This is a genomic window from Promicromonospora sp. NPDC023987 (assembly GCF_040639055.1).
GTDB lineage: Bacteria > Actinomycetota > Actinomycetes > Actinomycetales > Cellulomonadaceae > Promicromonospora.
Genome location: NZ_JBEZZF010000007.1, coordinates 61142 through 86870 on the forward strand (window position 1 = coordinate 61142; position 25729 = coordinate 86870).

General features: G+C 68.9%; 33 protein-coding genes. 25 read left to right on the forward strand and 8 right to left on the reverse strand.

Going from position 1 to position 25729, the window contains the following annotated elements; genetic code table 11:
• Positions 1-119 precede the first annotated feature (119 nt).
• From AB0F40_RS05525 to AB0F40_RS05540, 4 genes are read left to right on the forward strand one after another with little or no spacing between them, the layout of a single operon-like run.
• Positions 120-392, forward strand: coding sequence for a hypothetical protein (locus tag AB0F40_RS05525; protein ID WP_357465017.1), 273 nt, complete (start codon positions 120-122; stop codon positions 390-392).
• A 9-nt stretch (positions 393-401) separates the two neighbouring features.
• Entirely contained in the window at positions 402-1811 is a 1410-nt protein-coding gene (locus AB0F40_RS05530; RefSeq protein ID WP_357465019.1) for a hypothetical protein, read from the forward strand.
• Positions 1808-2440, forward strand: coding sequence for a hypothetical protein (locus AB0F40_RS05535; RefSeq protein ID WP_357465021.1), 633 nt, complete (start codon positions 1808-1810; stop codon positions 2438-2440). Before AB0F40_RS05530 ends, AB0F40_RS05535 begins: the two co-directional genes overlap by 4 nt.
• The gene (locus tag AB0F40_RS05540; protein WP_357465023.1) at positions 2440-3120 is read left to right on the forward strand and encodes a hypothetical protein; all 681 of its coding nucleotides are present in this window, start codon (positions 2440-2442) and stop codon (positions 3118-3120) included. Before AB0F40_RS05535 ends, AB0F40_RS05540 begins: the two co-directional genes overlap by 1 nt.
• A gap of 35 nt (positions 3121-3155) precedes the next feature.
• Here the strand turns inward: AB0F40_RS05540 and AB0F40_RS05545 are convergent, their stop codons facing one another.
• A complete protein-coding gene (locus AB0F40_RS05545; protein ID WP_357465025.1) occupies positions 3156-3449 on the reverse strand; it encodes a hypothetical protein in 294 nt (97 codons plus the stop codon).
• 224 nt (positions 3450-3673) lie between these two features.
• Between AB0F40_RS05545 and AB0F40_RS05550 the strand changes: the two genes are divergently transcribed.
• Positions 3674-4489: a hypothetical protein gene (locus tag AB0F40_RS05550; RefSeq protein ID WP_357465027.1), complete on the forward strand. Its 816-nt coding sequence runs from the start codon at positions 3674-3676 to the stop codon at positions 4487-4489.
• Between the two features lie 58 nt (positions 4490-4547).
• On the opposite strand, the gene AB0F40_RS05555 is transcribed toward AB0F40_RS05550, so the two are convergent.
• Complete coding sequence (locus AB0F40_RS05555) at positions 4548-4928, reverse strand: hypothetical protein (RefSeq protein ID WP_357465029.1); 381 nt, start codon at positions 4926-4928, stop codon at positions 4548-4550.
• Between the two features lie 306 nt (positions 4929-5234).
• Between AB0F40_RS05555 and AB0F40_RS05560 the strand changes: the two genes are divergently transcribed.
• The 14 genes from AB0F40_RS05560 (at position 5235) to htpX (ending at position 14437) form a co-directional block, all read left to right on the forward strand.
• Positions 5235-5525, forward strand: a complete 291-nt coding sequence (locus AB0F40_RS05560; RefSeq protein WP_357465031.1) for a WXG100 family type VII secretion target — start codon at positions 5235-5237, stop codon at positions 5523-5525.
• 331 nt (positions 5526-5856) lie between these two features.
• The gene (locus AB0F40_RS05565) at positions 5857-6147 is read left to right on the forward strand and encodes a WXG100 family type VII secretion target (protein ID WP_357465031.1); all 291 of its coding nucleotides are present in this window, start codon (positions 5857-5859) and stop codon (positions 6145-6147) included.
• Between the two features lie 97 nt (positions 6148-6244).
• Positions 6245-6532, forward strand: a complete 288-nt coding sequence (locus tag AB0F40_RS05570; RefSeq protein WP_357465033.1) for a hypothetical protein — start codon at positions 6245-6247, stop codon at positions 6530-6532.
• A gap of 5 nt (positions 6533-6537) precedes the next feature.
• On the forward strand, positions 6538-7851 hold the full coding sequence (locus AB0F40_RS05575) for a hypothetical protein (protein WP_357465035.1): 1314 nt from the start codon (positions 6538-6540) through the stop codon (positions 7849-7851).
• A gap of 19 nt (positions 7852-7870) precedes the next feature.
• Positions 7871-8512 (forward strand): hypothetical protein, encoded by a 642-nt coding sequence (locus AB0F40_RS05580; RefSeq protein ID WP_357465037.1) that lies wholly within the window; start codon positions 7871-7873, stop codon positions 8510-8512.
• A complete protein-coding gene (locus AB0F40_RS05585) occupies positions 8509-9186 on the forward strand; it encodes a hypothetical protein (protein WP_357465039.1) in 678 nt (225 codons plus the stop codon). Before AB0F40_RS05580 ends, AB0F40_RS05585 begins: the two co-directional genes overlap by 4 nt.
• Positions 9183-9539, forward strand: a complete 357-nt coding sequence (locus tag AB0F40_RS05590) for a hypothetical protein (protein WP_357465041.1) — start codon at positions 9183-9185, stop codon at positions 9537-9539. Before AB0F40_RS05585 ends, AB0F40_RS05590 begins: the two co-directional genes overlap by 4 nt.
• Before the next feature lie 156 nt (positions 9540-9695).
• Positions 9696-9941, forward strand: a complete 246-nt coding sequence (locus tag AB0F40_RS05595; RefSeq protein ID WP_357465043.1) for a hypothetical protein — start codon at positions 9696-9698, stop codon at positions 9939-9941.
• A gap of 20 nt (positions 9942-9961) precedes the next feature.
• Positions 9962-10603: a hypothetical protein gene (locus tag AB0F40_RS05600; RefSeq protein ID WP_357465045.1), complete on the forward strand. Its 642-nt coding sequence runs from the start codon at positions 9962-9964 to the stop codon at positions 10601-10603.
• On the forward strand, positions 10600-10899 hold the full coding sequence (locus tag AB0F40_RS05605; protein WP_357465046.1) for a hypothetical protein: 300 nt from the start codon (positions 10600-10602) through the stop codon (positions 10897-10899). The genes AB0F40_RS05600 and AB0F40_RS05605 overlap by 4 nt, the downstream gene beginning before the upstream one ends.
• The gene (locus tag AB0F40_RS05610; protein WP_357465048.1) at positions 10896-11252 is read left to right on the forward strand and encodes a hypothetical protein; all 357 of its coding nucleotides are present in this window, start codon (positions 10896-10898) and stop codon (positions 11250-11252) included. The genes AB0F40_RS05605 and AB0F40_RS05610 overlap by 4 nt, the downstream gene beginning before the upstream one ends.
• Entirely contained in the window at positions 11249-11839 is a 591-nt protein-coding gene (locus tag AB0F40_RS05615) for a hypothetical protein (protein WP_357465050.1), read from the forward strand. Before AB0F40_RS05610 ends, AB0F40_RS05615 begins: the two co-directional genes overlap by 4 nt.
• A gap of 119 nt (positions 11840-11958) precedes the next feature.
• Positions 11959-13359, forward strand: coding sequence for an FAD-dependent oxidoreductase (locus tag AB0F40_RS05620; RefSeq protein WP_357465052.1), 1401 nt, complete (start codon positions 11959-11961; stop codon positions 13357-13359).
• A gap of 139 nt (positions 13360-13498) precedes the next feature.
• On the forward strand, positions 13499-14437 hold the full coding sequence (htpX, locus tag AB0F40_RS05625) for a zinc metalloprotease HtpX (protein WP_357465142.1): 939 nt from the start codon (positions 13499-13501) through the stop codon (positions 14435-14437).
• A gap of 13 nt (positions 14438-14450) precedes the next feature.
• Here the strand turns inward: htpX and AB0F40_RS05630 are convergent, their stop codons facing one another.
• On the reverse strand, positions 14451-15200 hold the full coding sequence (locus tag AB0F40_RS05630) for an ion channel (RefSeq protein ID WP_357465054.1): 750 nt from the start codon (positions 15198-15200) through the stop codon (positions 14451-14453).
• 109 nt (positions 15201-15309) lie between these two features.
• On the opposite strand from AB0F40_RS05630, the gene AB0F40_RS05635 reads away from it, so the two are divergent.
• On the forward strand, positions 15310-15804 hold the full coding sequence (locus AB0F40_RS05635) for a YajQ family cyclic di-GMP-binding protein (protein WP_357465056.1): 495 nt from the start codon (positions 15310-15312) through the stop codon (positions 15802-15804).
• A gap of 109 nt (positions 15805-15913) precedes the next feature.
• Here AB0F40_RS05635 and AB0F40_RS05640 read toward each other — a convergent pair whose 3' ends face one another.
• Together AB0F40_RS05640 and AB0F40_RS05645 are read right to left on the reverse strand one after the other, a co-directional pair.
• Entirely contained in the window at positions 15914-16846 is a 933-nt protein-coding gene (locus AB0F40_RS05640) for a MerR family DNA-binding transcriptional regulator (protein WP_357465058.1), read from the reverse strand.
• A gap of 130 nt (positions 16847-16976) precedes the next feature.
• The gene (locus AB0F40_RS05645) at positions 16977-18482 is read right to left on the reverse strand and encodes an MFS transporter (RefSeq protein ID WP_357465060.1); all 1506 of its coding nucleotides are present in this window, start codon (positions 18480-18482) and stop codon (positions 16977-16979) included.
• A gap of 101 nt (positions 18483-18583) precedes the next feature.
• Here AB0F40_RS05645 and AB0F40_RS05650 point away from each other — a divergent pair, with 101 nt between their 5' ends.
• The 4 genes from AB0F40_RS05650 (at position 18584) to AB0F40_RS05665 (ending at position 22053) form a co-directional block, all read left to right on the forward strand.
• Positions 18584-19204, forward strand: a complete 621-nt coding sequence (locus tag AB0F40_RS05650) for a TetR/AcrR family transcriptional regulator (RefSeq protein WP_357465062.1) — start codon at positions 18584-18586, stop codon at positions 19202-19204.
• A 138-nt stretch (positions 19205-19342) separates the two neighbouring features.
• Entirely contained in the window at positions 19343-19939 is a 597-nt protein-coding gene (locus tag AB0F40_RS05655) for a TetR/AcrR family transcriptional regulator (protein ID WP_357465064.1), read from the forward strand.
• A complete protein-coding gene (locus AB0F40_RS05660; protein WP_357465066.1) occupies positions 19936-21099 on the forward strand; it encodes an FAD-dependent monooxygenase in 1164 nt (387 codons plus the stop codon). The genes AB0F40_RS05655 and AB0F40_RS05660 overlap by 4 nt, the downstream gene beginning before the upstream one ends.
• Before the next feature lie 81 nt (positions 21100-21180).
• On the forward strand, positions 21181-22053 hold the full coding sequence (locus tag AB0F40_RS05665) for an HAD hydrolase family protein (RefSeq protein WP_357465068.1): 873 nt from the start codon (positions 21181-21183) through the stop codon (positions 22051-22053).
• 184 nt (positions 22054-22237) lie between these two features.
• On the opposite strand, the gene AB0F40_RS05670 is transcribed toward AB0F40_RS05665, so the two are convergent.
• Genes AB0F40_RS05670 through AB0F40_RS05680 form a run of 3 tightly spaced genes read right to left on the reverse strand, consistent with a single transcriptional unit; the run spans position 22238 to position 24952 of the window.
• The gene (locus tag AB0F40_RS05670; protein WP_357465070.1) at positions 22238-22735 is read right to left on the reverse strand and encodes a hypothetical protein; all 498 of its coding nucleotides are present in this window, start codon (positions 22733-22735) and stop codon (positions 22238-22240) included.
• The gene (locus AB0F40_RS05675) at positions 22722-24260 is read right to left on the reverse strand and encodes a HAMP domain-containing sensor histidine kinase (RefSeq protein WP_357465072.1); all 1539 of its coding nucleotides are present in this window, start codon (positions 24258-24260) and stop codon (positions 22722-22724) included. Before AB0F40_RS05675 ends, AB0F40_RS05670 begins: the two co-directional genes overlap by 14 nt.
• An 11-nt stretch (positions 24261-24271) precedes the next feature.
• Entirely contained in the window at positions 24272-24952 is a 681-nt protein-coding gene (locus AB0F40_RS05680; protein WP_357465074.1) for a response regulator transcription factor, read from the reverse strand.
• A gap of 113 nt (positions 24953-25065) precedes the next feature.
• Between AB0F40_RS05680 and AB0F40_RS05685 the strand changes: the two genes are divergently transcribed.
• A complete protein-coding gene (locus AB0F40_RS05685) occupies positions 25066-25728 on the forward strand; it encodes a polysaccharide deacetylase family protein (RefSeq protein ID WP_357465076.1) in 663 nt (220 codons plus the stop codon).
• The last annotated feature ends 1 nt before the right edge of the window (position 25729 follow it).

Sequence of the window (25729 nt, forward strand, 5' to 3'; positions counted from 1 at the left end):
GGCCATGGGGAGTGCTCCCCATGGCCGCCCCGCGGTGGTCGCCGGTACGGTTCTGCTCAGATGAGAACTGACCCGAGAAAGCAGGGGGGACGATGGCTGGCTACGATCTCTCGATCGACATGAATCAGCTTCTGACGTTGAGTGAAGACCTCAAGTCGATCACCAGCGAGCTCGAGAATGCCGACGGGAATGCGCAGGGGGCCGCTGACGCGACCGGCCACGACGAGCTGCGCGACCGGGTGAACGAGTTCGCTGACAAGTGGGAGATCAAGCGCGGCGAGATGCTCGAGAACGTCAAGAAGCTGTCCGGGATCATCACGTCGATCGCGGAAGCATTCGACGAGGTCGACACCGGGCTCGCGAAGGCCCTCGAAGACGCGGCTGCGAAGTAGGGGAGAGCGATGAGCGACACACAGTGGCAGGAGCTCGACGGCGAGCCCAACACCGTAGAGGCCAAGGGCCGTAAATACACCGAGCTGGCTGAGGCGATCGCCCGGTCCGTCTCCTCTCTGCAGCAGATCGTCGACGACACCAACACGACGGCGAAGTCGATGGAGAAGACGCGCAAGCTGGCCGGCGAGGTGCGTGAGGACATCGACAAGGCGCGGGAGCGCTACTCCTACACGGGTGAAGCACTGACGACGTACGGCGCATCCTTGCGTGGGGCCAAGAACGAGGCCGACCCTGCCGCCGCAAAGCTTCGGACGCTCCGCGCCGACCTCGAGGCGGCACAGTCCACCGCGTCGAGCGCCGAGAGCGGTGTGGACGACCTGCCGAAGGACGCGAGCGACGCGGACAAGTCCGACGCGCAGCGTGCCCAGACGAACGCGAACAACGCGGTCAACGATCTCCAGGGCCAGATCACCCAGGCCGAGACCGAGTGGAACAGCGGTCACGGCGACAAGAACTCGGCGGCGAGCACCGCGATCTCCAAGATCGAAGAGGTCGTGTCAGGCGACAAGGTCAACGGGCTCGAGGACAGCGGCTGGGACAAGTTCAAGGACTTCGCCGCGGGCGCGCTCAAGGTGCTCAAGGTCATCTGCGACATCGCGGGCATTCTGGCGATCTTCCTTTCGTGGGTGCCGGTTCTCGGCCAGATACTCCTGGTGCTGGCGGCGATCGGGTCGATCATCGCGATCATCGAGGGCATCACGAAGATGATGAACGAAGGCTTCAGCTGGGGCGCGCTCCTGGGCGTCGGCCTCGGTGTCATGGGCCTGTTCGGCGGCCGGGCCATCGGCGCCGTCGCCAAGTACGCGAAGGCCCGTTCCGTGGTCCAGACCTCGGCGCGGATGTCGACGCGAGCCTCGAAGCTCAAGTTCGGCAACACGATGCTCAAGAGTTCTCGAAGGACGTTCGCGATGAGCAACGGGCAGCGCGTCACCTCGGTGCTCAAGGGCCCGTTCAGCCGTACTCCCACCGACAAGGCGATTCGCGGCCTGATGAAGAACGGCGAGGGCAGCAAGGCGTTCTCCACGTGGCGCGGTGCCAAGTTCCCGATGCCCTACAAGGACGGCGGCCTGCGGTTCGCGACGGGCAACGACGACGTGATCGACATGATGAAGCACTTCAGCCAGACCGGGCTGCGCGTCGACAACGTGACGATGCGAGCGCAGAACATCGCGACGCTGAGCGCCGTCACGCACCAGATGACCAACCTCGGCAACAACTTCTACAAGCTGGGCAACGACATCAACGCCGGGGACGGCTGGAAGATCGCCGGGGATGCCAACGCGATCGTGACCGGACCGGCCGGTGGGTCGTACGGGCCCCTCGGTGACTTCGCCATCAAGTACGGAGAGAAGCTGTGACGCGGCAGATCGCCGGCTTCGAGCTGCGCCTGCCGGAGTCGTGGCACGCGGTGCCCGGCGGTCTGCCGGACGTCTCGGAGTGGGCGCGAGCCACCGCGGACGAGCTCGTCCGCGGTGCGATGGCGGATGGTGAGGTCGCCGCCCAGATCGAGGACACGGTGGACGTGCTCGCGGAGCAGCTCGTCGACGTCGCCGCATCCGTCCAGGAGTCCGGGATCACGGCGCTGGAGACGGCGGCGCTGGTGCGGAACCCCGAGCGCGGTGTGGTGGACGCGATGATCGCTGTGGTCGCCCAGCAGGGGCTGACCGCCGTGGCGTTCACGCACCAGCTCAAGGAGCTGGTGGAGGACGCGGAGGCGACCGAGTACCTGTACGCGGGAGAGATCGAAGGTACGGTGGACGCCGGCGAGGTGGCGGGCATGCACATGATGCTCGGTGACCCCGCTGTCGACAGGGGGGACGGGGTGGCGCAGCTCGAGGAGCGTGTGGTTCTCGGAGTCTTCCCCGAGGGCGGGAGCGACATGATCGAGGTGACGGCCATCGCGCGCAGCGTCGGTTCCTTCGACGACATGCCACAAGAGATGATCGACCTGCTCGCGGGTCTGTCGGTGGAGATGGAGAACGCCTGATGACGCGCCAGGTGAAGTCGTTCGGTCGGGAGCTTCGGATCATCGTGCCCGGCACATGGGCGAACGTGCCTGTCGATGACCCGGGACGGGCAGCCGATTTCGTCAAGAAGCTCGTGAAGAAGCAGGTCGGGACTGCCGACCGCCTCGCGCGCGTGCGACGTGAGGCGACCCAGGAGCTGCTCGGCACTGCGCGGGAGGCCGCACAGATCGGTGTCCACACGTACCTGATCTGCCTCGAGCTGTTGCCCGAGGTCCCGTTCCCCGCTGCCCTGATGATGGTCGACGAGGACTGGTCGGACGGTGTTGGTGACCTGTTGGCGCGCGGCGACGTCGACGGTGCTCTGCGGGCCGCCTACCCGCAGGGCGAGGTCGCCACGCAGCGCAACGGACCGGTCGCGCGGGTCGTGGAGATGAGCGAGGGCACGATCGGCGAAGGTGAGGACGCTACCGAGATGCAGACGATGCGTCTCGAGTACCACATGCCGTACCCGGACAAGTCCAAGTTGTTGTTCGTGCGTGTGAGCGTGCCGAACATTCCGTCGGCGGAGCCGTTCGCGATGCTGTTCGACGAGATCGTCGACTCGATCACGTTCCTGTCCGGTGACGGCGTGCCCGAGGAGGAGGACGAGCTGACGGCAGCCGTCGCAGCGCCGTCGGCCGCATCCACGCACGAGGGCTGAGCCCGACCAGGGCAGGGCCCAGCAGGTGACTCCGGTCAGTCCTGACGCCGATCGAGCGTCTCGTCGGGCATCGAGCTGCGCCTGTTCATCCGTTGGACCATCGTGTACGTCCCGACGAGGGCTGCGATCGCGACGATGATGATGGCGGTGACCCATCCACCGAGCGAGCTGAAGAGCTCGGGTGCCAGGTTGCTCAGGAGAACGGCTGCGAGGAACACGAGAGCCCCGACGCAGTATGTGATGAGTGCCGGCCGCACGGTGTGCTTCTCGTGCTCGTTCAGCGGGCCGATGTTGCGGTGCTCGGGGTTGACGTCGAAGCCGTCGCTCATCGCATTCGCTCCTGTCTCTCTATGACGTGTTCGGCTGGTTGCTCGCTACCTGTACGACTCTAGACGGCGGCGCTGTCGTGCTGAAATGCTGCCGCAGGACCAAGGGTTCGGTCCGCGACGTCGTTCTCGTCGGCTCGCTCCGTCGCGGTGGAACCGGTCCGGTGGAACGGGATCGCCTCGGACGCTAACGTGGCGCTGCCGTGACATGTCCAGGTGGAGGAACAATGCCGGAGCTGGTTGCTGGAGACCCGGAGCGGTCGACGAACGACGGAGACCGGCCGGACCCTGCGGGTGTGGCCCTGCGTCCGTTCGGCTATCTCCTGATCGGGTTGGTGTGGTTGACGATCTGGCTGTTCGCCGTCGGCCTCCTGGTGGGCTCGGTGGGCTTCCTCGCGTACGACGACCCGGAGTCCCTGCGCACCGGGGGACAGGGTGGTGACACCGTTCCTGTGGGACAGGCCATCACGCTGTTCGTCAGCGCGATCTTCGTGGCCGCGATCATCGGGCCGGGTGGGTGGCACATCCTGACCGCGTCCTGGCCACTGGCCGTGCTCTCGTTCGTCTACGTCGTCCGGTCCCTGCGGCCGTCCTACGCGGGCGAGAAGCTGTCCTTCACCGCCTACGGGTTCCGTGGGAGCACGTTCGGTCCGCCGACCGCCGGTGACATCGCGCTCTCGCTCCAGCCGGTGCGCCCCAGCCGGTTCACGGACAGGGTGATGCGGTTCTACATAGCGGGCTGGGGGTGGAACGGGCGCTTGCTTCTCGCGATGTTGCCTGCGGGCCTTGCGTGGTCGACGGCGATCGGCGCGCTCATGCCAGGGATCCCCGATGTCGCACACGTGATCTTCTGGGTGCTCACGGGCGCGCTGCTCCTGACCTCGCTGGTGCTGGGCGTCCGTGCGTTCCGCGCCGGCCCGTCTACCGACGGCGGTGACGAGGAGGCCGATGATGTCAGCGTCATGGACCTGTCTGCCGAGGCCCGCGCGAAGCGCCTGAAGCAGCTCAAGAAACTGCGGGCGAAGCGCATCGGTCAGAGATGACGAGTCGGGCGCTGGTACCACCCGGCTGATGCCGCAGACTTGGGCCGAGCCCCTGCGCTCAGGACTCCGGGTCGAGCTGCTCCTCGAGCTCGAAGAGCTCGTCGACCGCAGCCGCGGCGTCAGGATCGTCGTCCACGTCCTCGGTCGCGCTGATCCGCCAGGCGAGGTCGTGGACGCGCTGATCCTGAGTCGGGTCGGCGGTGAGGATGGCGTGCACTGCCTCGACGACGCCGGGCTGCGCGACACGGACCACGTGCTTCTCGGCCTCCACGGCATCGTCGGTCGCAGGCGTCTTGCGTCCGAAGAGTCCGCGCTTCGGCGGGGGAGCGCTGTCGAGCCGGTCCAGCGCTTCCGCGATACGCGCGGTGTCGCCGTTCGGGTCGCTGACATAGGTGCGCTCGGACCGTTGTCCGTAGACCATCCAGCTGATCGCGCTCATCGGTACCTCTCGTTCCGCTCGTTCCGCTCGTTCCGCGTGGTGTCCGGGGCGAACCGGAATGCTCAGGACGCGACGAGGTTAGCAGTGGGGAAGGGCAGATCTCAGGACCTCCCACGCGGGTCCGGCCGCTCGAGGTGCGCACCGGTCTCCGCCGGTCCCGGACACCGGCGGAGTCACGTGGGCGACCGGAGCCCTGATCCCGCATGGGTACCGCTCCCCATCGACGCTCCATCCAGGCCCCAGTACTGTCGTGAGCAGTCGGATCGGCCGTGGGGGCCGGCCGGGATCTGAAAAAGGAGAGTTCTCATGGCGAACATGAACGTGACCTACGAGGAGCTTCGGGGTACCGCGGGTCAGCTGCGTAACGGTCAGCAGCAGATCATGGACACCCTGCAGAACCTGTCCTCGCAGGTGAACAACCTGGTGGCTTCTGGTTTCCAGACGGACCAGGCCTCGGGCAAGTTCCAGCAGTCCTACGAGGAGTTCACCACGGGTGCCAAGCAGGCCATCGAGGGTATCGAGGGTATGGCCTCGTTCCTCGAGCAGGCCGCTCAGACGCTGCAGGACACCGACCAGCAGCTCGCCTCGGGCATCTGAGTCTCCGTACTCCCTACGGTTCGCGGGGGCGGTTCCGGACTACGGTCCAGGGCCGCCCCCGACGTCGTTTCCCGCTGGTGCCGTGTAGTTCGGTCGCTTGCTGGCACTGGCCGGCCTGATCGGGCCGGCTTTGCGGGCATTGCTGGAAGCAGGCCGTTACGCTCGTCCAGCGAGACCACGCTCTGGTGGACGCCAGGCGGAGCATGTCGCCCATCGGCTGCCGATGGGTACTGGTGCCCATCGACGGTTTTCCGGGGGCGTCGCTAGTGTGTGGGCAGTCGGACCGGCCGTGGGGGCCGGCCGGAATCTGAGATCGAGAAGGGGAGTACTCATGGCGAACATGAACGTGACCTACGAGGAGCTTCGGGGTACCGCGGGTCAGCTGCGTAACGGTCAGCAGCAGATCATGGACACCCTGCAGAACCTGTCCTCGCAGGTGAACAACCTGGTGGCTTCTGGTTTCCAGACGGACCAGGCCTCGGGCAAGTTCCAGCAGTCCTACGAGGAGTTCACCACGGGTGCCAAGCAGGCCATCGAGGGTATCGAGGGTATGGCCTCGTTCCTCGAGCAGGCCGCTCAGACGCTGCAGGACACCGACCAGCAGCTCGCCTCGGGCATCTGAGACCGACCTCAGTCAGTCCATAACAGGGCGGTTCCAGGCAATGGCCTGGAGCCGCCCTGTCATGTGTCCGTAGGTCAAGCACACAGAGAGGTACACCGTGGGTGACCGACTTGTTGTCGATGTCAGGCTGCTGACCGACACCGGAGACCAGCTGACGTCGATCGTCAACGAGTTCGAGGGCGCGGACGCCTACGCCGAGTCCGTCGCCGACGCCGTCGGCGACGACAAGCTCGCGGGCGCAGTCCGGGACTTCTCCACGAAGTGGAAGGGCCGCCGCGAGAAGATGCGCGACAGCATCGCGAACCTCGCGGAACTGACCACGGCCGTGGGCGACCAGTTCAAGGATGTCGACGGCACGCTCGGCAAGAGCCTCGAGGAAGGGTAGAACCAGTGAGCTGGGAACCATTGGCGCCGTCCGACCCCATCCCGGGTGAGCCGCAGGTGTCGCGTTCGGCGGGCACGTACTACGGCGAGATCGCGAACGCGATGGCGAACGCATACCGTTCGCTCGGGATCATGGAGGACATGGAAGGCTTCGAGTCCGACGCTGTCGACAAGCTGCGCGAGCGGGCAGAGGACGTCCGCAGCGAGGTCAACAAGGCCGAGGCCCGCTATCGTGCGGCGTCCTCCGCGTTGACCCAGTACGCGGTGGACCACCAGGACGCCAAGGACGCGGCGTCGGCCCTGCTCGAGCGCGCGCGGACCGCGCAGGACGCGGTCGAGGAGGACGAGCGGAGCGCCAACACGGCCCAGGGCAACCTCGACGACGCCGTCTCGGCGTCGCGGACCTCGGGCGAGGAGCTCGATCCGGCGACGCGTTCGGCACTGAGCACCGCGAACTCCAACCTCGAGAGCTCACAAGGCGTCCTCACCGGGATCATCAACGAGCTGCCCGGTGTCGTCAGCAGCTGGCGCACCAAGGCAGGCACGGCTGCCGACGCGATCACCGACGCGGTCGAGGCGGACGACCTCAACGACGGCTGGTGGGAGAAGTGGGGCTCGAAGGTCGCCAGCTTCGTCTCCAAGTGGGCCGGCAAGATCGCCATGTGGGCGGGTATCGCCGCGCTGTTTCTCGGCTGGGTGCCGATCCTCGGCCAGATCCTGACGGCCATCGCGATCATCGCGACGGTCGCGGCGCTTGTCGCCGACACCGCGCTGGTGGTACATGGCGAGGGCGACTGGGTGAACGTGCTGCTCGGCGTGATCGGTGTCCTGTCGTTCGGTGTCGGGCGCCTCGTCGGGGCAGCGGGCAAGGCTGCAGCGGCCAAGGGCATGGCGCAGGGCGCAGCACGTGGACAGCGGGTCTTCCAGAATTCCGCCAAGTTCGGTAGCCCGCTCAACAGGGCAGCGGCGCGTGGTGCGTGGACCAATGCGACGAAGGCGTTCAAGTCGGTTCCGTACACCAAGGTGAATCCGGGGAGCTGGTTCAAGTCCGGGCTCGCGTCCTTCAAGGGGCTCTCCGGCAAGGCAGCGGTCATGAACTTCATGGGGCACGGCGATGCAGCGCGCGCTTACCAGACGCTGCGCAACGCCGACAACGTCGCCCAGTTCTCGAAGAACGCGACGGGCTACGTCGGCACCATGGGGTGGCTCGGCTCGCTCAACCCGGCGAAGGTCGGCAGCTTCGGGTCGGCTCTTGTGCCGTACGCGACGGACGTAGCCGCCAACTCGACCCTGTTGTATCGGGACGTGCGTACCTGGTGAGAAGCGAGGGGAGCAAGCGATGGAGCAGCAGGAGGAGTCGTGGCGTCCGTGGGACGAGGATCAGGTCTTCACCTTTCCGGTGCGGGAGGACTGGATCTTCTGGGTGGCTGGTATGGATGACGGGGGAGCGGAGGAGGTCGCCGCGACCCGTGAGTGGGGTGCGGGTAATCCTGCTGTGATCGGCGCCATTCGTGCCATGGACCAGGACGCTGTCGAGGACGGGGACGGCAATGCGTGGGGTGCCGGCGTCTGGCTCCCTGCCGAGCACGATCACGAAATTCGCGCCGGTGTGCTGATCAAGACGTTCCCTGACCGTGGGAACCCGAAGAAGGCGTACCGGAAGTTTAGGAAACAGGCGGCGCGCGTACCGCAGGTACCGGGCGTGACGATCAGCGCCTACGACGTCGACGAGGGCGAGGTGGACTTCGGCCCGTGCGTGATACAGAGCATCGACACGGTCAATAACGCGGGCGAGTTGCAGCTCCACTGGTTCGTCACGTTCTTCAGCGAGGGCAAGGACGAGGTGGTGCGGCTTGAGTTCACGACCGCGTATGCGCACCTGGCGGAGGACATCGGGGTTCAGATCGGCGATCTGATCTCGCATGCCTACTACGGCGTCAAGCCTGGGTCGGCGCTGTCGAAGGAGTTGGGGCTGGAGTGAGTACCGAGCTGGAGACCTCGGGGCCCGACCTCGGTGCCGGGTCTGATGACGGTCCTGCCGATCTGCAGGCTGCTGCGGCTGCTTCGTTCCGCGCGGCGGCGACCTCGTGGGCGTTCGTGTATCCGCACGGCTGGTGGACCGTCCCGCTGGCGGACCCTGCGCAGATCGACGGCGCGGTGCGGAAGATCGTTGTCGGCAGGCTGGGCCGCCGGGACGACCGGGCCCGCGCCCGGCGAGAGGCGCGTGAGTACCTCGCCCAGGCGGCCCACGGCGCGGCCGAGGAGGGCGGGCTCAGCCTGGCGGTCTTCAGCATGGACGTCGGCGACGTCGCGATCACCGGGACCATGGGGGTGTTCCCGTACCAGGTGACCGAAGGCGGCCGTGACGAGCTGATCGCGAGCATCACCGGTTCGACGTCGGGCGCGGACGTCGACAAGCAGAAGCTCGACGACGGGTGGGTGCTGCGCGCTGTACGGCAGAGCGAGATCGAGCGGACCGATCCAGAAGGCAATCCGATGCTGCCCGAGCTCAGGGCCGATTATTGGACAGAGCGTCGTGGTCTCGACAAGATTCTCCAGGTGTCTTTCACCACGCCGTTCGTGCCGCTCCGTGAGGCGATGCTCGAGCTCTTCGACGCGATAGTCCTTTCCCTGCACCCGGTGGTGCGCGGATGATCGCCGCGCCACCACAGCTGCCGTCGGACGACCCCGGCACGCTGGTGATCGTCACGGGCATCCTCTTGGCTCTGGTTGCCTGCTTCTTCGGCTTCTGGGTGCTCGGGGGATACCGCTTCTTCATCGGCAGGGTCGAGGACCTCGAAAACCCGTGGGACCTGGTGCGCCGCTCAGTTCCCGTTATCCTCGCCCTGATCGTGGCGTGTGGCTTGTTTCTCGGCCTGCTGTGGCTGGAGGATCGCAACCGCGAGGCCGCCCAGGACCGCTACGACGAGTGGTCCCAGCAGCAGTGGCTCGAAGAACAGCAGAGCCTCGACCCCACCCCGACACCTACGCCATCGGAGACCCCATGAACGCGAACGCCCGCAAGAAGCTCTGAATCGGTGCCGTCAAACCTGTTGGTGCGGAACACCTCGAAGTTCGGCAGCCCGCTCAATCGGGCCGCAGCACGGAACGCGCTGGCCAACGCGACAATGGCCTAGTCCGTTCCGTACACCAAGCTGAACCCGGTGAGCTGGTTCAGGTCCGGCGCCTCGTCCTTCGCGGCCCTCACCGGCAAGGTGCGGTTCATGAACTTCGTGGGACATAGCGAGGCGGCGCGCGCCTATCAGACGTTGCGCAAGGTCGACGACATCGCGCAGTTCTCGAAGAACGCGACCGGCTATGTCGGCAGCTTTGGGTCGGCTCTTGTGCCGTACGGGACGGACGTTGCCGCCAACTCGACGCTGTTGTATCGGGACGTGCGTACATGGTGAGAAGCGAGGGGGAGCAAGCGATGGAGCAGCAGGGGGAGTCGTGGCGTCCGTGGGACGAGGATCAGGTCTTCACCTTTCCGGAACGCGAGGACTGGATCTTCTGGGTCACGGGTATGGGCACCGAGGGCGCAGAGGAGATCGCCGCGACCCGTGAGTGGGGCGTTGGCAATGCTGCTGTGATCGGCGCCATCCGTGCCATGGACCAGGACGCGGTCGAGGACGAGGACGGGACTGCGTGGGGCGTGGGTGTCTGGCTCCCTGCCGAGCATGACCACGAGGTCCGCGCCGGCGTGCTGATCAGGACGTTCCCTGACCGTGGGAACGCGAAGAAGGCGTACCGGAAGTTCCGCAAGCAGGCGGCACGTGTACCGCAGCTGCCGGGCGTGACGATCAGCTCATACGACGTGGGAGAGGGCGAGGTGGACCTCGGCCCGATGGTCGAGCAGATTATTGACACGGTCAATGAAGCGGGCGAGCTGTATCTGTACTGGTTCTACACCTTCTTCAGTGACGCCAAGGACGAAGTGGTTCGGCTTGAGTTCCGGAGCGTGTACGCACACCTGGTGGATGAGATCGAGGAGCAGATCAGTGACCTGCTCTCGCATGCCTTCTACGGGGTCGAGCCTGGGTCGGCGCTGTCGAAGGAACTGGGGCTGGAGTGAGTACGGAGACAGAGGCCTCGGGGCCCGACCTCGGGGCCGGGTCTGACGACGGTCCTGCCGACCTCCAGGCTGCTGCGGCCGCTTCGTTCCGCGCGGCGGCCACCTCGTGGGCGTTCGTGTACCCGCGTGGCTGGTGGACAGCCGACTATTGGACAGCCGACTATTGGACAGAGCGCCGTGGTCTCGAGAAGATTCTCCAGGTGTCTTTCACCACGCCGTTCGTGCCGCTCCGTGAGGCGATGCTCGAGCTCTTCGACGCGATAGTTCTCTCGCTGCACCCGGTGGTTCGCGGATGATCGCCGCGGCGCCGCCGCTGCCGTCGGATGACCCGAGCGTGCTGACCGTCATCCTGGCGATAGTTCTGGTTCTGGTTGTCTGCTTCTTCGCGTTCTGGGTGCTGGGCGGCTACCGCTTTTTCATCGGCGACCTGGGGAACTACACCAGGCTCTGGGAGCCGTTGCGCCCCACACTGCTCCTCGTGCTTGCCATGTTCGTCGCGCTCGGCCTGACGTATCTCTCGTGGGCGCACGATGAGCGCAACCGCGAGGCCGCCCAGGACCGCTACGACGAGTGGTCCCAGCAGCAGTGGCTCGAGGAACAGCAGAGCCTCGACCCCACCCCGACACCTACGCCATCGGAGACCCCATGAACGCGAACGCCCGCAAGAAGCTATGGATCGGCGCCCTCGTCGTCTTCGCCCTCGTCTCGGTCGTGCGGCTCGTCCTCACCATCCAGCGTGACGGCATCGGCGACAGCACCCTGTGGATCGCGCTCCTGATCGTCCTCGTGATCTGTGGCATCACGGTCGCCGTGATGCTCGGTCGCTCCAAGCGCGTCGCGACGAACGCCCGGCAGGGCCGCCGGGACGTCGTCGTCATCCCTGCGTACTCGACCGCGGAGTCCGCCGAGGAGGCCGGGGCGTACGCCAACAAGGTGCCCGGTCTGATGGGTATGGGCGGTAGCCCGTTGGCCCTCGTGGTCGCCCCCGGGCAGATCGAGGTCTGGGCCGGGCGCCGCAGCACCGCACCTGCCTGGATCGTGCGCCGTCCGGCGCAGGCCGGTGTGGTGCAGGCTGTCTACGGGACCCGGACGATCGATGCCCTCAAGGTGTCCGGCGGCGCGACGTCCGCCACCGTCATCCCCGCGTACAGCCCGCTGCGCGCCATGGGCGGGAGCGGCAAGGAGGACCTGCAGCGTGCGGTCGCCGAGGTCAGTGCGGGCCAGCCCAGCAGGTGAGGATCCGGCACGCGGGGCGTGAAAGGTGAGACGCCTGGTGAGGCGATCCTTACCCTGTCGGTAGAATCAGGACCGGCCTTCGCTTCCCTCCTGACCTCGACCCGGAAGGCGCCCCTTTCGTGAGCACCACCCGACCCCTGCGCGTCGCCGTCGTCGGCGCCGGCCCTGCCGGCATCTACGCGAGCGACATCCTGTCCAAGACCGACCTCGACGTCAGCATCGACCTGTTCGAGCGCCTTCCCGCGCCGTTCGGTCTGGTGCGGTACGGCGTGGCCCCGGACCACCCGCGCATCAAGCAGATCATCGTCGCGCTCCACCGGGTGCTGAGCCGCGGAGACATCCGTCTGCTCGCCAACGTGGACTACGGCGTGGACGTGAAGCTCGAGGACCTGCGCCAGTTCTACGACGCGGTGATCTTCTCCACCGGTTCCATCAAGGACGCCGAGCTGAACATCCCCGGCATCGACCTGGACGGCTCGTACGGTGCCGCGGACTTCGTGTCCTGGTACGACGGCCACCCGGACGTACCGCGCACCTGGCCGCTGGAGGCGGAGCAGGTGGCCGTGATCGGTGCGGGCAACGTCGCTCTCGACGTGGCCCGCATCCTGGCCAAGCACGCGGACGACCTGCTGCCCACCGAGGTCCCGGGCAACGTGTACGAGATCCTGAAGACCTCCCCGGTCACCGATGTGCACGTGTTCGCGCGCCGCGGCCCGGCGCAGGTCAAGTTCTCGCCGCTGGAGCTGCGCGAGCTGGGCCACGTGCCCGACGTCGACATCGTCGTCTACCCGGAGGACTTCGACTTCGACGAGGGCTCCGAGTCGGCCATCAACTCCTCGAACCAGACCAAGCAGGTAGTGAAGACCCTGGTGGACTGGACGCTGAAGGACCCGGCGCAGAACACGGCCTCGCGCCGTCTGCACCTGCACTTCCTGAACGCCCCGGCCGAGGTGCTCGGCGAGAACGGCAAGGTGGTCGGCTTCCGCACGGAGCGCACCGCGCTGCAGGGCGACGGCACCAGCAAGGGCACCGGCGAGTTCACCGACTGGCCGGTCCAGGCCGTCTACCGCGCCGTCGGCTACTTCGGCTCGGCACTGCCGGAGATCCCGTACGACGACGTCAAGGGCGTCATCACCAACCGCGAGGGCCGGGTCGTCGACATCGACGGCAACCAGGTCCCCGGCGTGTACGCGACCGGCTGGATCAAGCGCGGCCCGGTGGGCCTCATCGGCCACACCAAGTCCGACGCGTCCGAGACGGTGCGTCACCTCGTCGAGGACGTCACCGGTGTGGCCGACGGCGAGGCGCCCGGTGACCTGGACGGTGGCCGTACCGCATCGCACGGTGCGCCGGAGGCCGTCACCGAGTTCCTCGCGGGCAAGGGTGTCGAGTACGTCGAGTGGTCCGGCTGGGAGCTCCTGGACGCGCACGAGCGGGCGCTCGGCGAGGCAGAGGGCCGTGAGCGGGTCAAGGTGGTACCGCGTGACGAGATGATCTCGATCAGCAGGCCGCAGGCCTGACCGGTCCGGCCATGACGGGCAGACGGCGTGGGTCCCGGCCGGGGCCCACGCCGTTTTCGCGCCCGCAGCCCGGTGCGAGATCATGCTCGCGGGAACCGTCGCCCGGCGCGGCGCGTTCGGCTGGGAGGAAAGGAGTGCGATGCACAGGCACTACAACGGGCTGAAGACCGCCGCGCTGTTCGGTGGGATGTGGGTCGTCATCTTCGGGATCTGGGCGCTCTTCGGGCGCAGTTCCAGCATGCTGTGGATCTTCGTGCTCATCGGGCTGGGTACGACGGCCTACGGTTACTGGAACTCCGACAAGCTGGCGATCCGGGCCATGCGCGCGTATCCCGTCACGGAGCTGCAGGCGCCGGAGATGCACCGCATCGTTCGGGAGCTGTCGACGGCGGCGCGCCAGCCGATGCCTCGGCTGTACATCTCGCCCACCAAGGCGCCCAACGCGTTCGCCACGGGGCGCAATCCGCAGAACGCCGCGGTGTGCTGCACGGAGGGCATCCTGCAGCTGCTGAACGAGCGAGAGCTGCGCGGCGTGCTCGGGCACGAGCTCATGCACGTGTACAACCGCGACATCCTCACGTCGTCGGTCGCTTCCGCGATGGCGGGGCTCATCACGGCGCTGGCGCAGTTCCTGCTGTTCTTCGGCGGCGGTGACCGCCGTGAGGGCGGCAACCCGCTCGCCGCGCTCGCCATGGCGTTCCTCGCCCCGGTGGCCGCGATGCTGATCCAGATGGCGATCTCCCGCACTCGTGAGTACGACGCCGACGAGGACGGCGCCCGCCTCACGGGCGACCCGCTGGCACTGGCCTCCGCGCTGGCCAAGCTGGAGCAGGGCACGCAGCGCGCACCGCTGCCGCAGGACCGCGAACTCACCAACGTGTCGCACGTGATGATCGCGAACCCGTTCCGGGGGGCGGGGATCGGACGACTGTTCGCCACGCACCCGCCGATGAAGGATCGGATCCGTCGCCTCGAAGGGATGGCCGGCGGGCCGTCGGACGGTTACGGTCCCGGCTGGTCCGGCGGACCGACGCCGGGTCCCGACGCGCCGCCCTGGGGTACGCCGCCGCGATACTGAGCCGTGCGACGGGCTAGCGCGGGTCACTTTCCGCCCGGGCCTGTTCGACGTCGCGGGTCCGGGCGAGCTCGACGCGCAACGCCCGGACTTCCGCGGCGAGGCCCTCCACCTGGGCGCGGGTGGCCGTCGCCTCGTCCTCGGCCGCCTCCTCGACGGTCTGCACCATCCAGGACGCCAGGGTCGCGGTGACGACACCGAGCAGGGCGATACCGCCGACCATGAGGCCGGCCGCGATGAACCGGCCGGCCGTCGTCACGGGGAACTGGTCGCCGTAGCCCACGGTGGTCATCGTGGTGATGGCCCACCAGAAGCCGTCGCCGAGGCCCTCGATGGTGGCGCCGGTCGCGCCACGCTCGGTGTCCGTGATGGCCAGGGCGCTGGTGAGGATCAGCAGGGCCGTCCCGCCCGTTGCGTACGTGACCACCCGGCCGCGCAGGCGCTGCACGCCCGTCCGGCTGAACCGCTGCAGCACCTTGACCAGGAGCAGCAGCCGCAGCGGACGCAGCAGGGGGAGAGCGACGACCAGCAGATCGAGCCAATAGCGCCGGACGAACTGCCACTTGTCGTCGGCGAGGCTGAGCCGCACCACATAGTCGATGGCGAAGGCGAACCAGGCGACCGTCATCAGGGTGCCGCAGAGCACGTCGACCCAGCGCGGCAGATCGGGGAGCGCGATGGGCAGCCCGTAGGCGATGAGGAAGATCACGGCCACCCCGATCAGCGGCCACTCGGTGCGTTGTCTCCAGAGATCGAGTCGCGACATGGTCCAGCAGCCTATCCGTTCGTCCCTGGCCTGCCGCGCCGGATACGGTGGTGCCAGATCCCACTGGACGTGCAGGGGCGTCCGGTTGTTTACGCAGAAGGAGCACGACATGGCCGACTCGTCGTTCGACATCGTCAGCAAGGTCGACCGCCAGGAGGTCGACAACGCGCTGAACCAGTCCGGCAAGGAAGTCTCGCAGCGGTACGACTTCAAGAACGTGGGCGCTTCGATCAGCTGGAGCGGCGAGAGCATCGTGATCGTCGCCAACTCGTCGGAGCGCGTGCTCGCCGTCCTCGACGTCTTCGAGACCAAGCTGATCAAGCGCGGGGTCTCGCTCAAGGCGATCGACGTCGGCGAGCGCGAGCCCCAGCCCTCCGGCAAGGAGTACCGCCTCGCGGCCACCCTCAAGGAGGGCTTGGCGGGCGAGTCCGCGAAGAAGGTCACCAAGATCATTCGCGAGGAGGGCCCCAAGGGTGTGAAGACGCAGATCACCGGCGACGAGGTGCGCGTGACCAGCAAGTCGCGCGACCAGCTGCAGGAGGTCATGGCGCTGCTGAAGGGTTCGGACCTGGACTTCGCGCTCCAGTTCACGAACTACCGCTGACCGTTGGTCGAGCCCGTCGAGCCCGTTGAACCCCGCCCCGACCGCGTGTCGACGGCTGGCGCTGCGGCCGGGCGGTCACCGGGACACCGGTGGCCGCCCGCTCGGTCTGTCACGAGGACATCGCGAGCTCTTCGGTCAGTTCGATGCAGCGGAGGCGGGCCGGAGACCAGTCGTAGGGCATCTTCATGGTGGCTTCCCACGCACTCATGGAACCTGGCTCCCTTTCAGAGCTGTGGCCGGTCTCGTCCGCACCCTCATCATCGGTAGGGGGGTGCAGGGCGTCCCAGGCGTCGAAGAGCGCATCGTCTTTCTCCGCGAGGCCGGAATCCTCGATGACGGCTTCGAGCGCCTTTTCGAAGGCGTGCCGTTGGGCAGCCACCTGCGCCACCCGGGGGTCGTCGACAGCAACCGTGTCGTCGAGTGCCTCCTCGGCGGCATCAACACGGTCGGATTCCTCCCGCAGCTCCGGGTGGGTCGCCAGGGCGATGTAGCGAGTGGCGTTGACGGCCGCGCCGAGCGGGCCGAAGATCCGCTCGATGACCAGCATGTTGTCCAGGTCTGCCTGGCGTAGGGAACCCTCGGGCAGGCTCTTGAGGCGGCTGGTGACGAAGTCGGACAGCAGGCCCATCCTGCTGCCCTCCGTGCGCATGCGCTGCACCGCAGTCCGCTGTCGCTGCAGCTCTGCTTCCTGGGCGACGAGCGTTTCCTCCACCCGTTCCAGGATGCCCGCGATCTCGCCGTCGCCGTCGCCGTCGGCACCGGCAGAAGCCGTGTCGGCGAAGGCGGCACGGATATCGTCCAGGGCGATCCCGGCGTCGGCCATCTTGCGGATCCACAGCAGCCGGATCATGTCTTCGTAGCCGTAGCGGCGGCGGTCGTCACCGCCCCGCTCGGGCTCGGGGAGCAGGCCGATCTCGTGGTAGTGCCGGATCGCCCGCGGTGTGGTGCCGACGAAGGCTGCCGCGTCACCGATCTTGACCCGGCGCGGCGGGATGAACGACGAATACATGAGCGGGGAGTCTTCCTCAGTGGGGCGGGCCATGAGTCCACGGGACCACATGCCGCTACGGAAGGTGCAACTCCAAACACTCCGACCGGCATTGAGTGCTGGATATTCGCCCCCGAACGGGCCCGGATCGGGGCGAATATCCAGCACTCAACGAGGTCGGGGTTCAACCGACCGGGAGCGGGTCTGGTGCACGCTTCGCCTCGGCGGGGGACGGGGGTGTGGTCGTGAGGGACAGGCCGTCGCCCCGGCGACGGAACAGCAGCGCCGACAGCACCGCACCCACGGCGAAGAACCCGGCACCCCACCAGTACGCGGTCGAGTAGCTCGTGATCGCCGCCTGGGTGGCGACGGCCTCGGTCGCGGGCCCGTGGGCCACCAGATAGTCGGCCGCTGCGGTGGCGGCCAGCGTGTTGAGCAGGGCGGTGCCGATCGAGCCACCGACCTGCTGGCTCGTGTTCACCATCGCCGAGGCGACGCCGGCGAACTGCCGGTCGACGCCGAGCGTGGCGGTCTGCATCGACGCGGGCATGATCGTGCCCATCCCGAGGCCGACGAGCATCAGCGGCAGCAGCACGTCCGGGGCGAACGAGCTGGAGGCGTCGAGGAACGTGAGGCCGACCATGCCAGCGGTGCCGAGCGCCATGCCCACCGGCACCATGAGCTTGGGGCCGAACCGGGGCACGAACACATTGGTGCCCAGCTGGGCGGCGAGCACGAGCATCCCGATCATGGGCAGGAACGCGAGACCTGTCTGGATGGGTGAGTACCCGAGCGTGAGCTGCAGGTAGTAGGTGACGAAGAGGAACACGCCGAACATCCCCGCACCCGCGATCAGCACCGAGATGTAGGCAGCGCCGCGGTTGCGGTCCAGGACTATCGAGAGCGGCAGCAGGGGGTGCTCCGCTCGCGCCTGCCAGGCGCCGAACGCCGCCACCAGCACGACGGAGCCGGCCAGCATGCCCCAGGTCAGCGGCGACTCCCAGCCTCCGGTCTCGGCGTTCGAGAAGCCGTAGACGAGGCTGAAGAGTGCGCCGGACACGAGCACGGTGCCGGGCACGTCGAGCTTCGGCCGGGGTCCGGCCTGCTCGGCGCGCGGGATGAGGACCAGGGCGCCGACGAGGGCGACCGCCGCGATGAACACGTTGATGTAGAGGTTCCACCGCCAGTCGAGCGACTCCGTCAGGACCCCGCCCAGGAGCAGGCCCACGGCGCCGCCGGCACCGGCGATGGCGCCGAAGACGCCGAAGGCCTGGGCGCGCTCCTTCGGCACGGTGAACGTCGTGGTCAGCACGGCGAGCGCGGTGGGAGCGAGCAGCGCGCCGAAGACGCCCTGCAGTGCGCGAGCCGCCACGAGCAGCTCGAACGAGCCCGCGGCGCCGCCGAGGGCCGACGCGATGGCGAACCCGATGAGGCCGATGACGAAGGTGCGCTTGCGGCCGATGAGGTCGGAGAGCCGTCCGCCGAGCAGGAGCAGGCTGGCGAAGGCGAGGGAGTAGGCGGTGATGACCCACTGCCGCTGGCCGTCCGAGAAGTCGAGGTCGGCCTGGGCGGACGGGAGTGCGATGTTCACGACTGTCGCGTCGAGCACCACCATGAGTTGGGCGAGCCCGACCACGACGAGCGTGATCCAGCGACGGCGGTCGGCCGCGGGGGTTTCGGTATCGGACATGCCAACACCATATACGAGACTGAGCAGTTCCGGAAAGGGCTGGTTCAATAATTAACCTGACGGTAAGGTCGGAGGCGGACAGAGGGAGGAGGGCGACTGCGATGACGCAGACCGAGCAGGCCGAGGCGAGACCCCGGCTCGGGCGCAAGCGAGACCACACCCGCGACCCGGAGATCCTGGATGCCGCGCTCGACGTGCTGGCGGAGACCGGCTATGACGGGATGACGATCGACCTCGTCGCGGCGCGGGCCAAGGCCGGAAAGGCGACCGTCTACCGCCGGTGGTCGTCCAAGGCGGACCTGGTGCTCGACGCCGTCGCGTGCATGAAGGGCAGTGACCTGGACCTCGACAGCCTGCCGGACACGGGGACGCTGCGCGGAGACCTGGTCGCCATGGTCAAGCCGCCGAGCATCCGGGACAGCGAGCGCAAGCTCAAGGTGATGGCAGGGATCGTGTCCATGATCGCCCGCAACCCCGAGCTGGCCGCCGCCGCACACGAGGCGCTCGTCGAGCCGCGCGCGGCCGTCAACCGCGTCTTCTTCCAGCGTGCGATCGACCGCGGAGAGGTCCGTGCGGATCTCGACGTCGAGAAGCTCTGCATGGTCGGCCCCGCGATGGTCGCCTACCGCACGCTGATGCTGCGCATCCCCGTCGACCGGGAGTTCCTGATCGCCAACATCGACGAGATCATCCTGCCCGCTGCAGGGCTCCGCGGCGCCTGACCTGGTGCAGCTCGACAAAGGGCGCCCGCCGACGAACCTCGGCGGGCGCCCTTTGTCGTGCGCTGATCCTGGACATCGCCGCATGTGAAAGATACATTTGGTCAGTCGTACAAGACGATCGACCAAGGAGTGTGCCGGGTGTCCGGTCAGACGAATGCCGAACGGGGCAGGGACGTCCGTGCCCGCCTGTCGCAGGCCGCGCGGGAACTCATCAGCGAGGTCGGCTGGGGCGGGGTGAGCACCCGCGTGCTGGCCGAGCGGGCCGGCGTGCGCTACGGGCTCGTGCACTATCACTTCGAGTCGCTCCAGGCACTGCTGCGCCAGGCCACGCTCGAGGCGATGAGCGGCCTGCTCGACGGCACCGCGGCACTGCTCGCCGACGCGGCGACTCCCGCCGACGGCGTCGAGGCCATGCTGCTCGAGCTCGACCAGTACGACGGCGCGGACCCCGCGTCCCTGCTGTTCATCGAGGGCTACCTCGCCGCCACTCGGGACGCCGAACTGCGGGAGCGGATGGGCGCGATCATGATCCGCTTCCGCACCACCCTCGCGACGGCCTTGGCCGAGGCGGGGCACCCCTCGGCGGACGAGGCCGCGCGCCTGGTCCTGGCGGTCTTCGACGGCTTCATCCTGCACAAGGGGCTCGATCCGGAGCTGTCCGGTCCCGCGATCGCGCCCCTCCTGCGCACGCTCACCAGCATGCAGTCCACCGCACCGAACGGAGCACAACGATGAGAGCAGTGATCAGCGGCGCCGGCATCGCCGGCCTGGCCCTGGCCAACCGTCTGTACCACCACGGCTGGGACGTCCACGTCGTCGACCGCGCACCCGGGCCGCGGGCCCAGGGGTACATGATCGACTTCTTCGGCCCGGGGTTCGAGGCTGCCACCGCGATGGGTCTCCAGCCGAGGCTGCGTGAGCTCGCCAGCCCCGTCGAGGAGTTCAGCTACATCGACGACCGCGGGCGCAAGACGGTGAGCGTCGGCTACGACCGGTTCGCCAGGGCCGTCGACGGTTCGATCGTCAGCATCATGCGGCCAGAGCTCGAGCGGCTGTTCCGCGAGTCGGTCACGGGTGCGGTCGACCTGCGGTACGGCACCACCGTCGACCGGATCGACGACGGCGTCGTCGAGCTCTCCGACGCCACGACCCTCGACGCCGACCTGATCGTCGGGGCCGACGGCGTCCACTCCGGCCTCCGGTCGCAGGTCTTCGGCCCGGAGCGTGACTACCTCCGCTATCTCGGCATGCAGACCGGTGCGTTCGTGTTCACCGACCCCCACGTGTTCGAGCAGGTGCACGGAAAGTTCGTGCTCACCGAGACGCTCAACCGCCAGATCGGCTTCTACGGGCTGGACGACGGTCGTGTCGCGGTCTTCACCGTGTTCCGCACCGACGACCTGGCGCTGCCCGACGACGCCCGCGCAGCGCTGCGGCGCACGTTCACCGGTATGGGCGACCTCGCCGAGCGCGCCCTGGCGCAGTGCCCGCCGTCCGACGAGGTCTACTTCGACCAGGTCGCCCAGATCGTCACGCCGAGCTGGACCGACGGGCGAGTCGGCCTCGTCGGCGACGCCGCACACGCGGTCTCGCTCGTCGCCGGCCAGGGTGCGTCGCTCGGTGTCGCGGGTGCCTACCTGCTGGCCGAACGGGTCCAGGCCGCGTCGTCGGTGCCCGAGGGGCTGGCCGACTACGAGCGGCGCTGGCGCCCGGTCGTCACCGGCGTCCAGCGGTCGGCCCGGGACCGGGTCACCGAGTGGTTCGTACCGACCCGGACGGCCACCCTCCTGCTGCGGCGGTGGGGCTTCCGCGCCATGAAGCTGCCCGGCCTCGACCGGATCCTGGTCGGCTCGCTCTTCCCCAAGGGTCGGTCCGTGGCCGAGCTGGGTGCGTGACTCGCGGCGTACCGTAGGCACGTGTCGACACCGGAGAGGGCCAGGAATGACGAGCGCCCACCTCAACCCCTGGACGCAGCCATGACCGGCCTGCCGCGGGTCGTCGCCACCGACCTGGACGGCACCCTGCTCGACAGCCACGGCAACGTCTCGGACCGCACCAGGAACGTCCTCGCCGACCTCGACGCGGCAGGCGTCGAGGTGGTCTTCGTGACCGCCCGCCCGCCGCGCTGGCTGACCCGGTTCACGGACGCGGTCGGGGGCCACGGCCGCGTCATCTGCATCGGCGGGGCCTGCGTGCTCGATCTCGCGACCGGCGAGACCCTCGACACCTGCGGGTTCGACGACGCCGCCGTGCGCGCCGTCGTGACCGGGATCCGCGCCGCGCTGCCCCACGCAGCCCTCGCCTTCGAGCGGCCCGACGGCGTCGTGTTCGACCCGACCTACCCGAACCGCGAGCCCGCGCTGGACCCCGATCTCTGGTCGGTGCCGGTCGAGGAGACGCTCGCCGTGGTCGGCGCGCGCGGCCCGGTGTCGAAGATCCTCGCGCTCGATCCCGCGTACATCCCGCCGCCGGGCATCCTCCTTGATCCGCCGGAGGAGATCCGGCTCGCGCAGGAGCAGTTCTTCACCGCGGTGCGCGGCGCCATCGGGTCGCACGCCCAGCTCGCCTACTCTGGCGCCGTCGGCCTGGCCGAGCTCATGCCGCGCGGCGTCGACAAGGCCGCCGCACTGGCGCGGTGGTGCGCCCGGCTCGGGGTCGACGCCTCCGACGTCTGGGCCTTCGGCGACATGCCCAACGACCTGCCCATGCTCACCTGGGCCGGCCGGGGCATCGCCGTGGCCAACGCCCATCCCGACGTGCTGGCGTGCGCGGACGCCGTCGTCGGGCACCACGATGCCGACGGCGTGGCCGAGGAGCTGGCCAGGGCGCTCGCGGAAGCGCCTGTCTGACCCGGCCCCACCGGCCCCGCCGGGACCACGGGGGCCCCACCAGCCCCGCCGGGGCCACGGCGGCCCAAAGGTCCGCCTCGAGAACGACCTCGGGTACCCATCCGGGCCGATTCCGGTACCCCAGGTCATTCTCGAGGCGGACCGGGGCGCAAGCACCGGGCAGCAAGCACCGGCGGGCCGGGGCTCAGCCGAGTACCGGGCACGGGCGGGTGACGACGGCGCCGTGGGTCGGCCGGACCGAGATCGCGACGTCGGCGACGTCCCGGCCGGACGCCGCGACGACGGCCGCGGCCGTGCAGATGATCTGGTCGACGCCAGCGGGACTGATCTCACCGCCGCGCAACGGCAGGTAGATCGTCACGTAGTCCCAGGCGTCCTCGACGATCGTTCTGGTGCCGGTCGGCGGGATCTCGCTGTGCAGGCCGTCCGCCGTGGGGTGCGCGTCGGCCATCAGCAGCTGGATGGCGCCGTGCACGGATCCCAGCCGGCCGGAATCTCGCACATCGGGCCGGAGCCCGCCGTCGGCGTCGACGAAGTAGAGCGTGGGGCCTTCCGCCAGACCGGTCGGTGCCTCGCCGCCGTCCTCGACGCCGCTCGGTCCCACGCCGCAGCCGCCAGTCAGCAGCGCGGCGGCCAGGACGACGGCCGCACCGACGCCGCGGACTGCCCTACGGCTGCTCATCGCTCTCCCCGTCCTGGCGTCCGTGCCGCCCGCCGTCCGGTCCTGCTTCCGGCTCGAGTGGTTCCGCCTCGAGTGGTTCCGCCTCGAGGTGCCGCGGCAGCCGGAGGACGAACTCGGCTCCAGCGTCCTCGCTGGTGCGGGCGGAGAGACTGCCGCCGTGCAGCTGGGCGTTGACCAGCGTGATCGACAGGCCGAGCCCGCTGCCGTCCGACGCCGCGCGGGCCGAGTCGGCCTTGAAGAAGCGCGCGAAGAGCTGTTCGGCGTCGACGTCGGCGGGCAGCCCTGGGCCGTGGTCGGTCACGACCACCAGCACGTCGTCCGCCTCGGTCCGCACCTCGACCACCACCGGAGGGCTGCCGTGCCGCAGCGCGTTGCCCACGAGGTTGGCGACCGAGATGTCCAGCCGGCGCACGTCGACCCGAGCGAGCACCGGCTCCGTCGGCACGAGGTCGACGTCGCCGTCCCAGCCCCGGGTACGGACCGTGTCGGCGACGACGTGGGCGACGTCGACCAGCTCCCGGCGAAGCGCCACGGCACCGGCGTCGAGTCGAGAGACCTCCAGCAGGTCCTCGGCCAGCCGGGCCAGCTTCCGGGTCCGGTCGACCGCCATCGTCGCCATCTCCCGGTCGTCCGGCGACCGGTCCCGCGCGTCGGCCTCGACCATCTCCATGATGGAGGTGAGCGCCATGATCGGGGTCCGCAGCTCGTGGGAGACGTCGGCGACGAACCGCCGGGCCTCGGCCTCCCGGTGGCGCAGCTCGCCGACGGAGCGTTCCAGGGCCGCCGCCGTGCGGTTGAACGTGGTCGCCAGGTCGGCCAGCTCGTCTCGCCCGGACGGTGTGAGCCGGATGCTGAGGTTCCCCGCGGCCAGCTGGTTCGCGCTGTGCCCCAGCCGCTGGATCGGGCGCAGCACGCTGCGGGAGACCAGCAGCGCGAGCACGACGGCGAGCGGCAGCGCGCCGGCGATGGTCAGGACGACGATGCGGGTCCACCGGTCGAGCTGGGCCTGGGTGGGGGCCAGGTCCTGCACCACGTAGACCTCGACGCCGGAGGCACGCTGCCGGCCGTCGACGTCGGTGCGCAGGATCGGCGTGGCGAGCACCAGCTTGGGGCCGGAGTCGTCGACCACCCGTTGCACGGTGAACCGGTCGCCCTCCGCGACGGCGGAACGCATCTCGTCGCTGATCAGGCCCAGTGCGCCGCCCGACGCCGCCGTCAGACCCTCGAAGGTGACCATGGAGTCCTCGCCGAGCGAGGTGCGCAGGCGCTCCAGCGCCTCCTGGTCGGGCGGGTACTCCACCTCGGGGGCCAGCCGGCTGATCTGGCCGCGGAGGGAGTCGGCGGCACGCCGCTGCGTCTCGTCGACCAGCGATGCCCTGGCGGCGACGTACCCGGCGGCGGACGCCGCGGTAGCCGCCACCATCGCCACCACCACGAACGCCAGGATCACGCGCGCACGCAGGCTCCGCGGCCACCAGCTCCGGGGCCGGTTCCGGCGCCACGACGGGAGATCTCCGCTCCGCATGCCGGCCGTACCTACACCGGGCCGAACCGGTAGCCGAAGCCCCGGACGGTCTGGATGAACACGGGAGCCGCCGGATCGGCCTCGATCTTGGCGCGCAGGCGCTGCACCCCGTTGTCCACCAGCCGTGAGTCGCCGAGGTAGCTGTGCTCCCACACGGACTCCAGGAGCTGCTGGCGGCTCAGCACCTGGCCGGGGGAGGCGGAGAGCTCCAGCAGCAGCCGCAGCTCCGTCGGCGTCATCGCGACGTCTTGCCCGGCCCTGGTCACGCGCATCGAGACCCGGTCGACGACGAGGTCGCCGTAGACCGCCGTCGACCGGCCGGAGCGATCCGGAGCCCCGCGACGGAGCACCGCCCGGATCCGGGCGTCGATGACCCGCGGCTCGACGGGCTTGACGACGTAGTCGTCGGCACCGGACTCGAGGCCGCTGACCACGTCGATGTCGTCGCCACGGGCCGTGAGCATCACGATCGGGACGGTCCCGGCGGCGCGAATCCGGCGGCACACCTCGAAGCCGTCCATCGTCGGCAGCATCAGGTCGAGCACGACGAGCTCGGCGGAGTGCTCCACGAACAACCGGAGACCCTCCTCGCCGGTCGGCGCGGCCGCGATGTCGTGCCCGTACCTGCCGAGTGCCTTGGCGAGGCTGACACGGACGGAGTGATCGTCCTCGATCAACAGGATGCGGGACATGGCTCCAAGTATCGAGGAGGCCCTGCCGCCCAGCCACGCCTACGGGCGCTCTGCGACACGGTTGCGACATCCCGGCGACCAGGCCGCGACACCGCACCGGGAACGTCGGACCCATGAACCGAACACGACGACTCCTGACCGCCGGCGCCGCGCTCGCGCTGGCCGCGGCCGGCTTCACCGCCTACAGCACCCTCGGTACCACCGCCGCCGTCGGCAACAGCGACAAGGTGCTCTACCTGACGTTCGACGACGGCCCCGGCGACGAGACCGTCGAGATCCTGGACGTGCTGCGCGAGCACGACGCCAAGGCGGTCTTCTTCGCGCTGGGCCAGGAGCTGGCCCAGCAGACCGACACGGGGCGCCGGATCGTGGCGGAGGGCCACGCGCTCGCCAACCACACGTGGAGCCACGAGGACCTCACCGGCCTCGACGCCGACGGCCGTGCGCACGAGCTCGCGGACACCGCCCACCTGCTCGAGCGCCTCGGCTCCGCCAGCCCGTGCGTGCGGCCGCCGTACGGGTCCACCGACGCGGAGGTCACGGCCGACCTGGCCGCACGCGGGATGCCACAGGTGCGATGGAACATCGACACCGAGGACTGGACCCGCCCAGGGGCCACAGCCATCGCCGCCCGGCTGCTCCAGGCCGAGAGCGGGGACGTGGTGCTGATGCACGACGGCGGCAGCGACCGGACCCAGACGGTCGCGGCGCTGCGGCAGGCCCTGCCGAAGCTGGCCGCGGCGGGCTACACCTTCGACGTCGTCCCGGGGTGCTGAG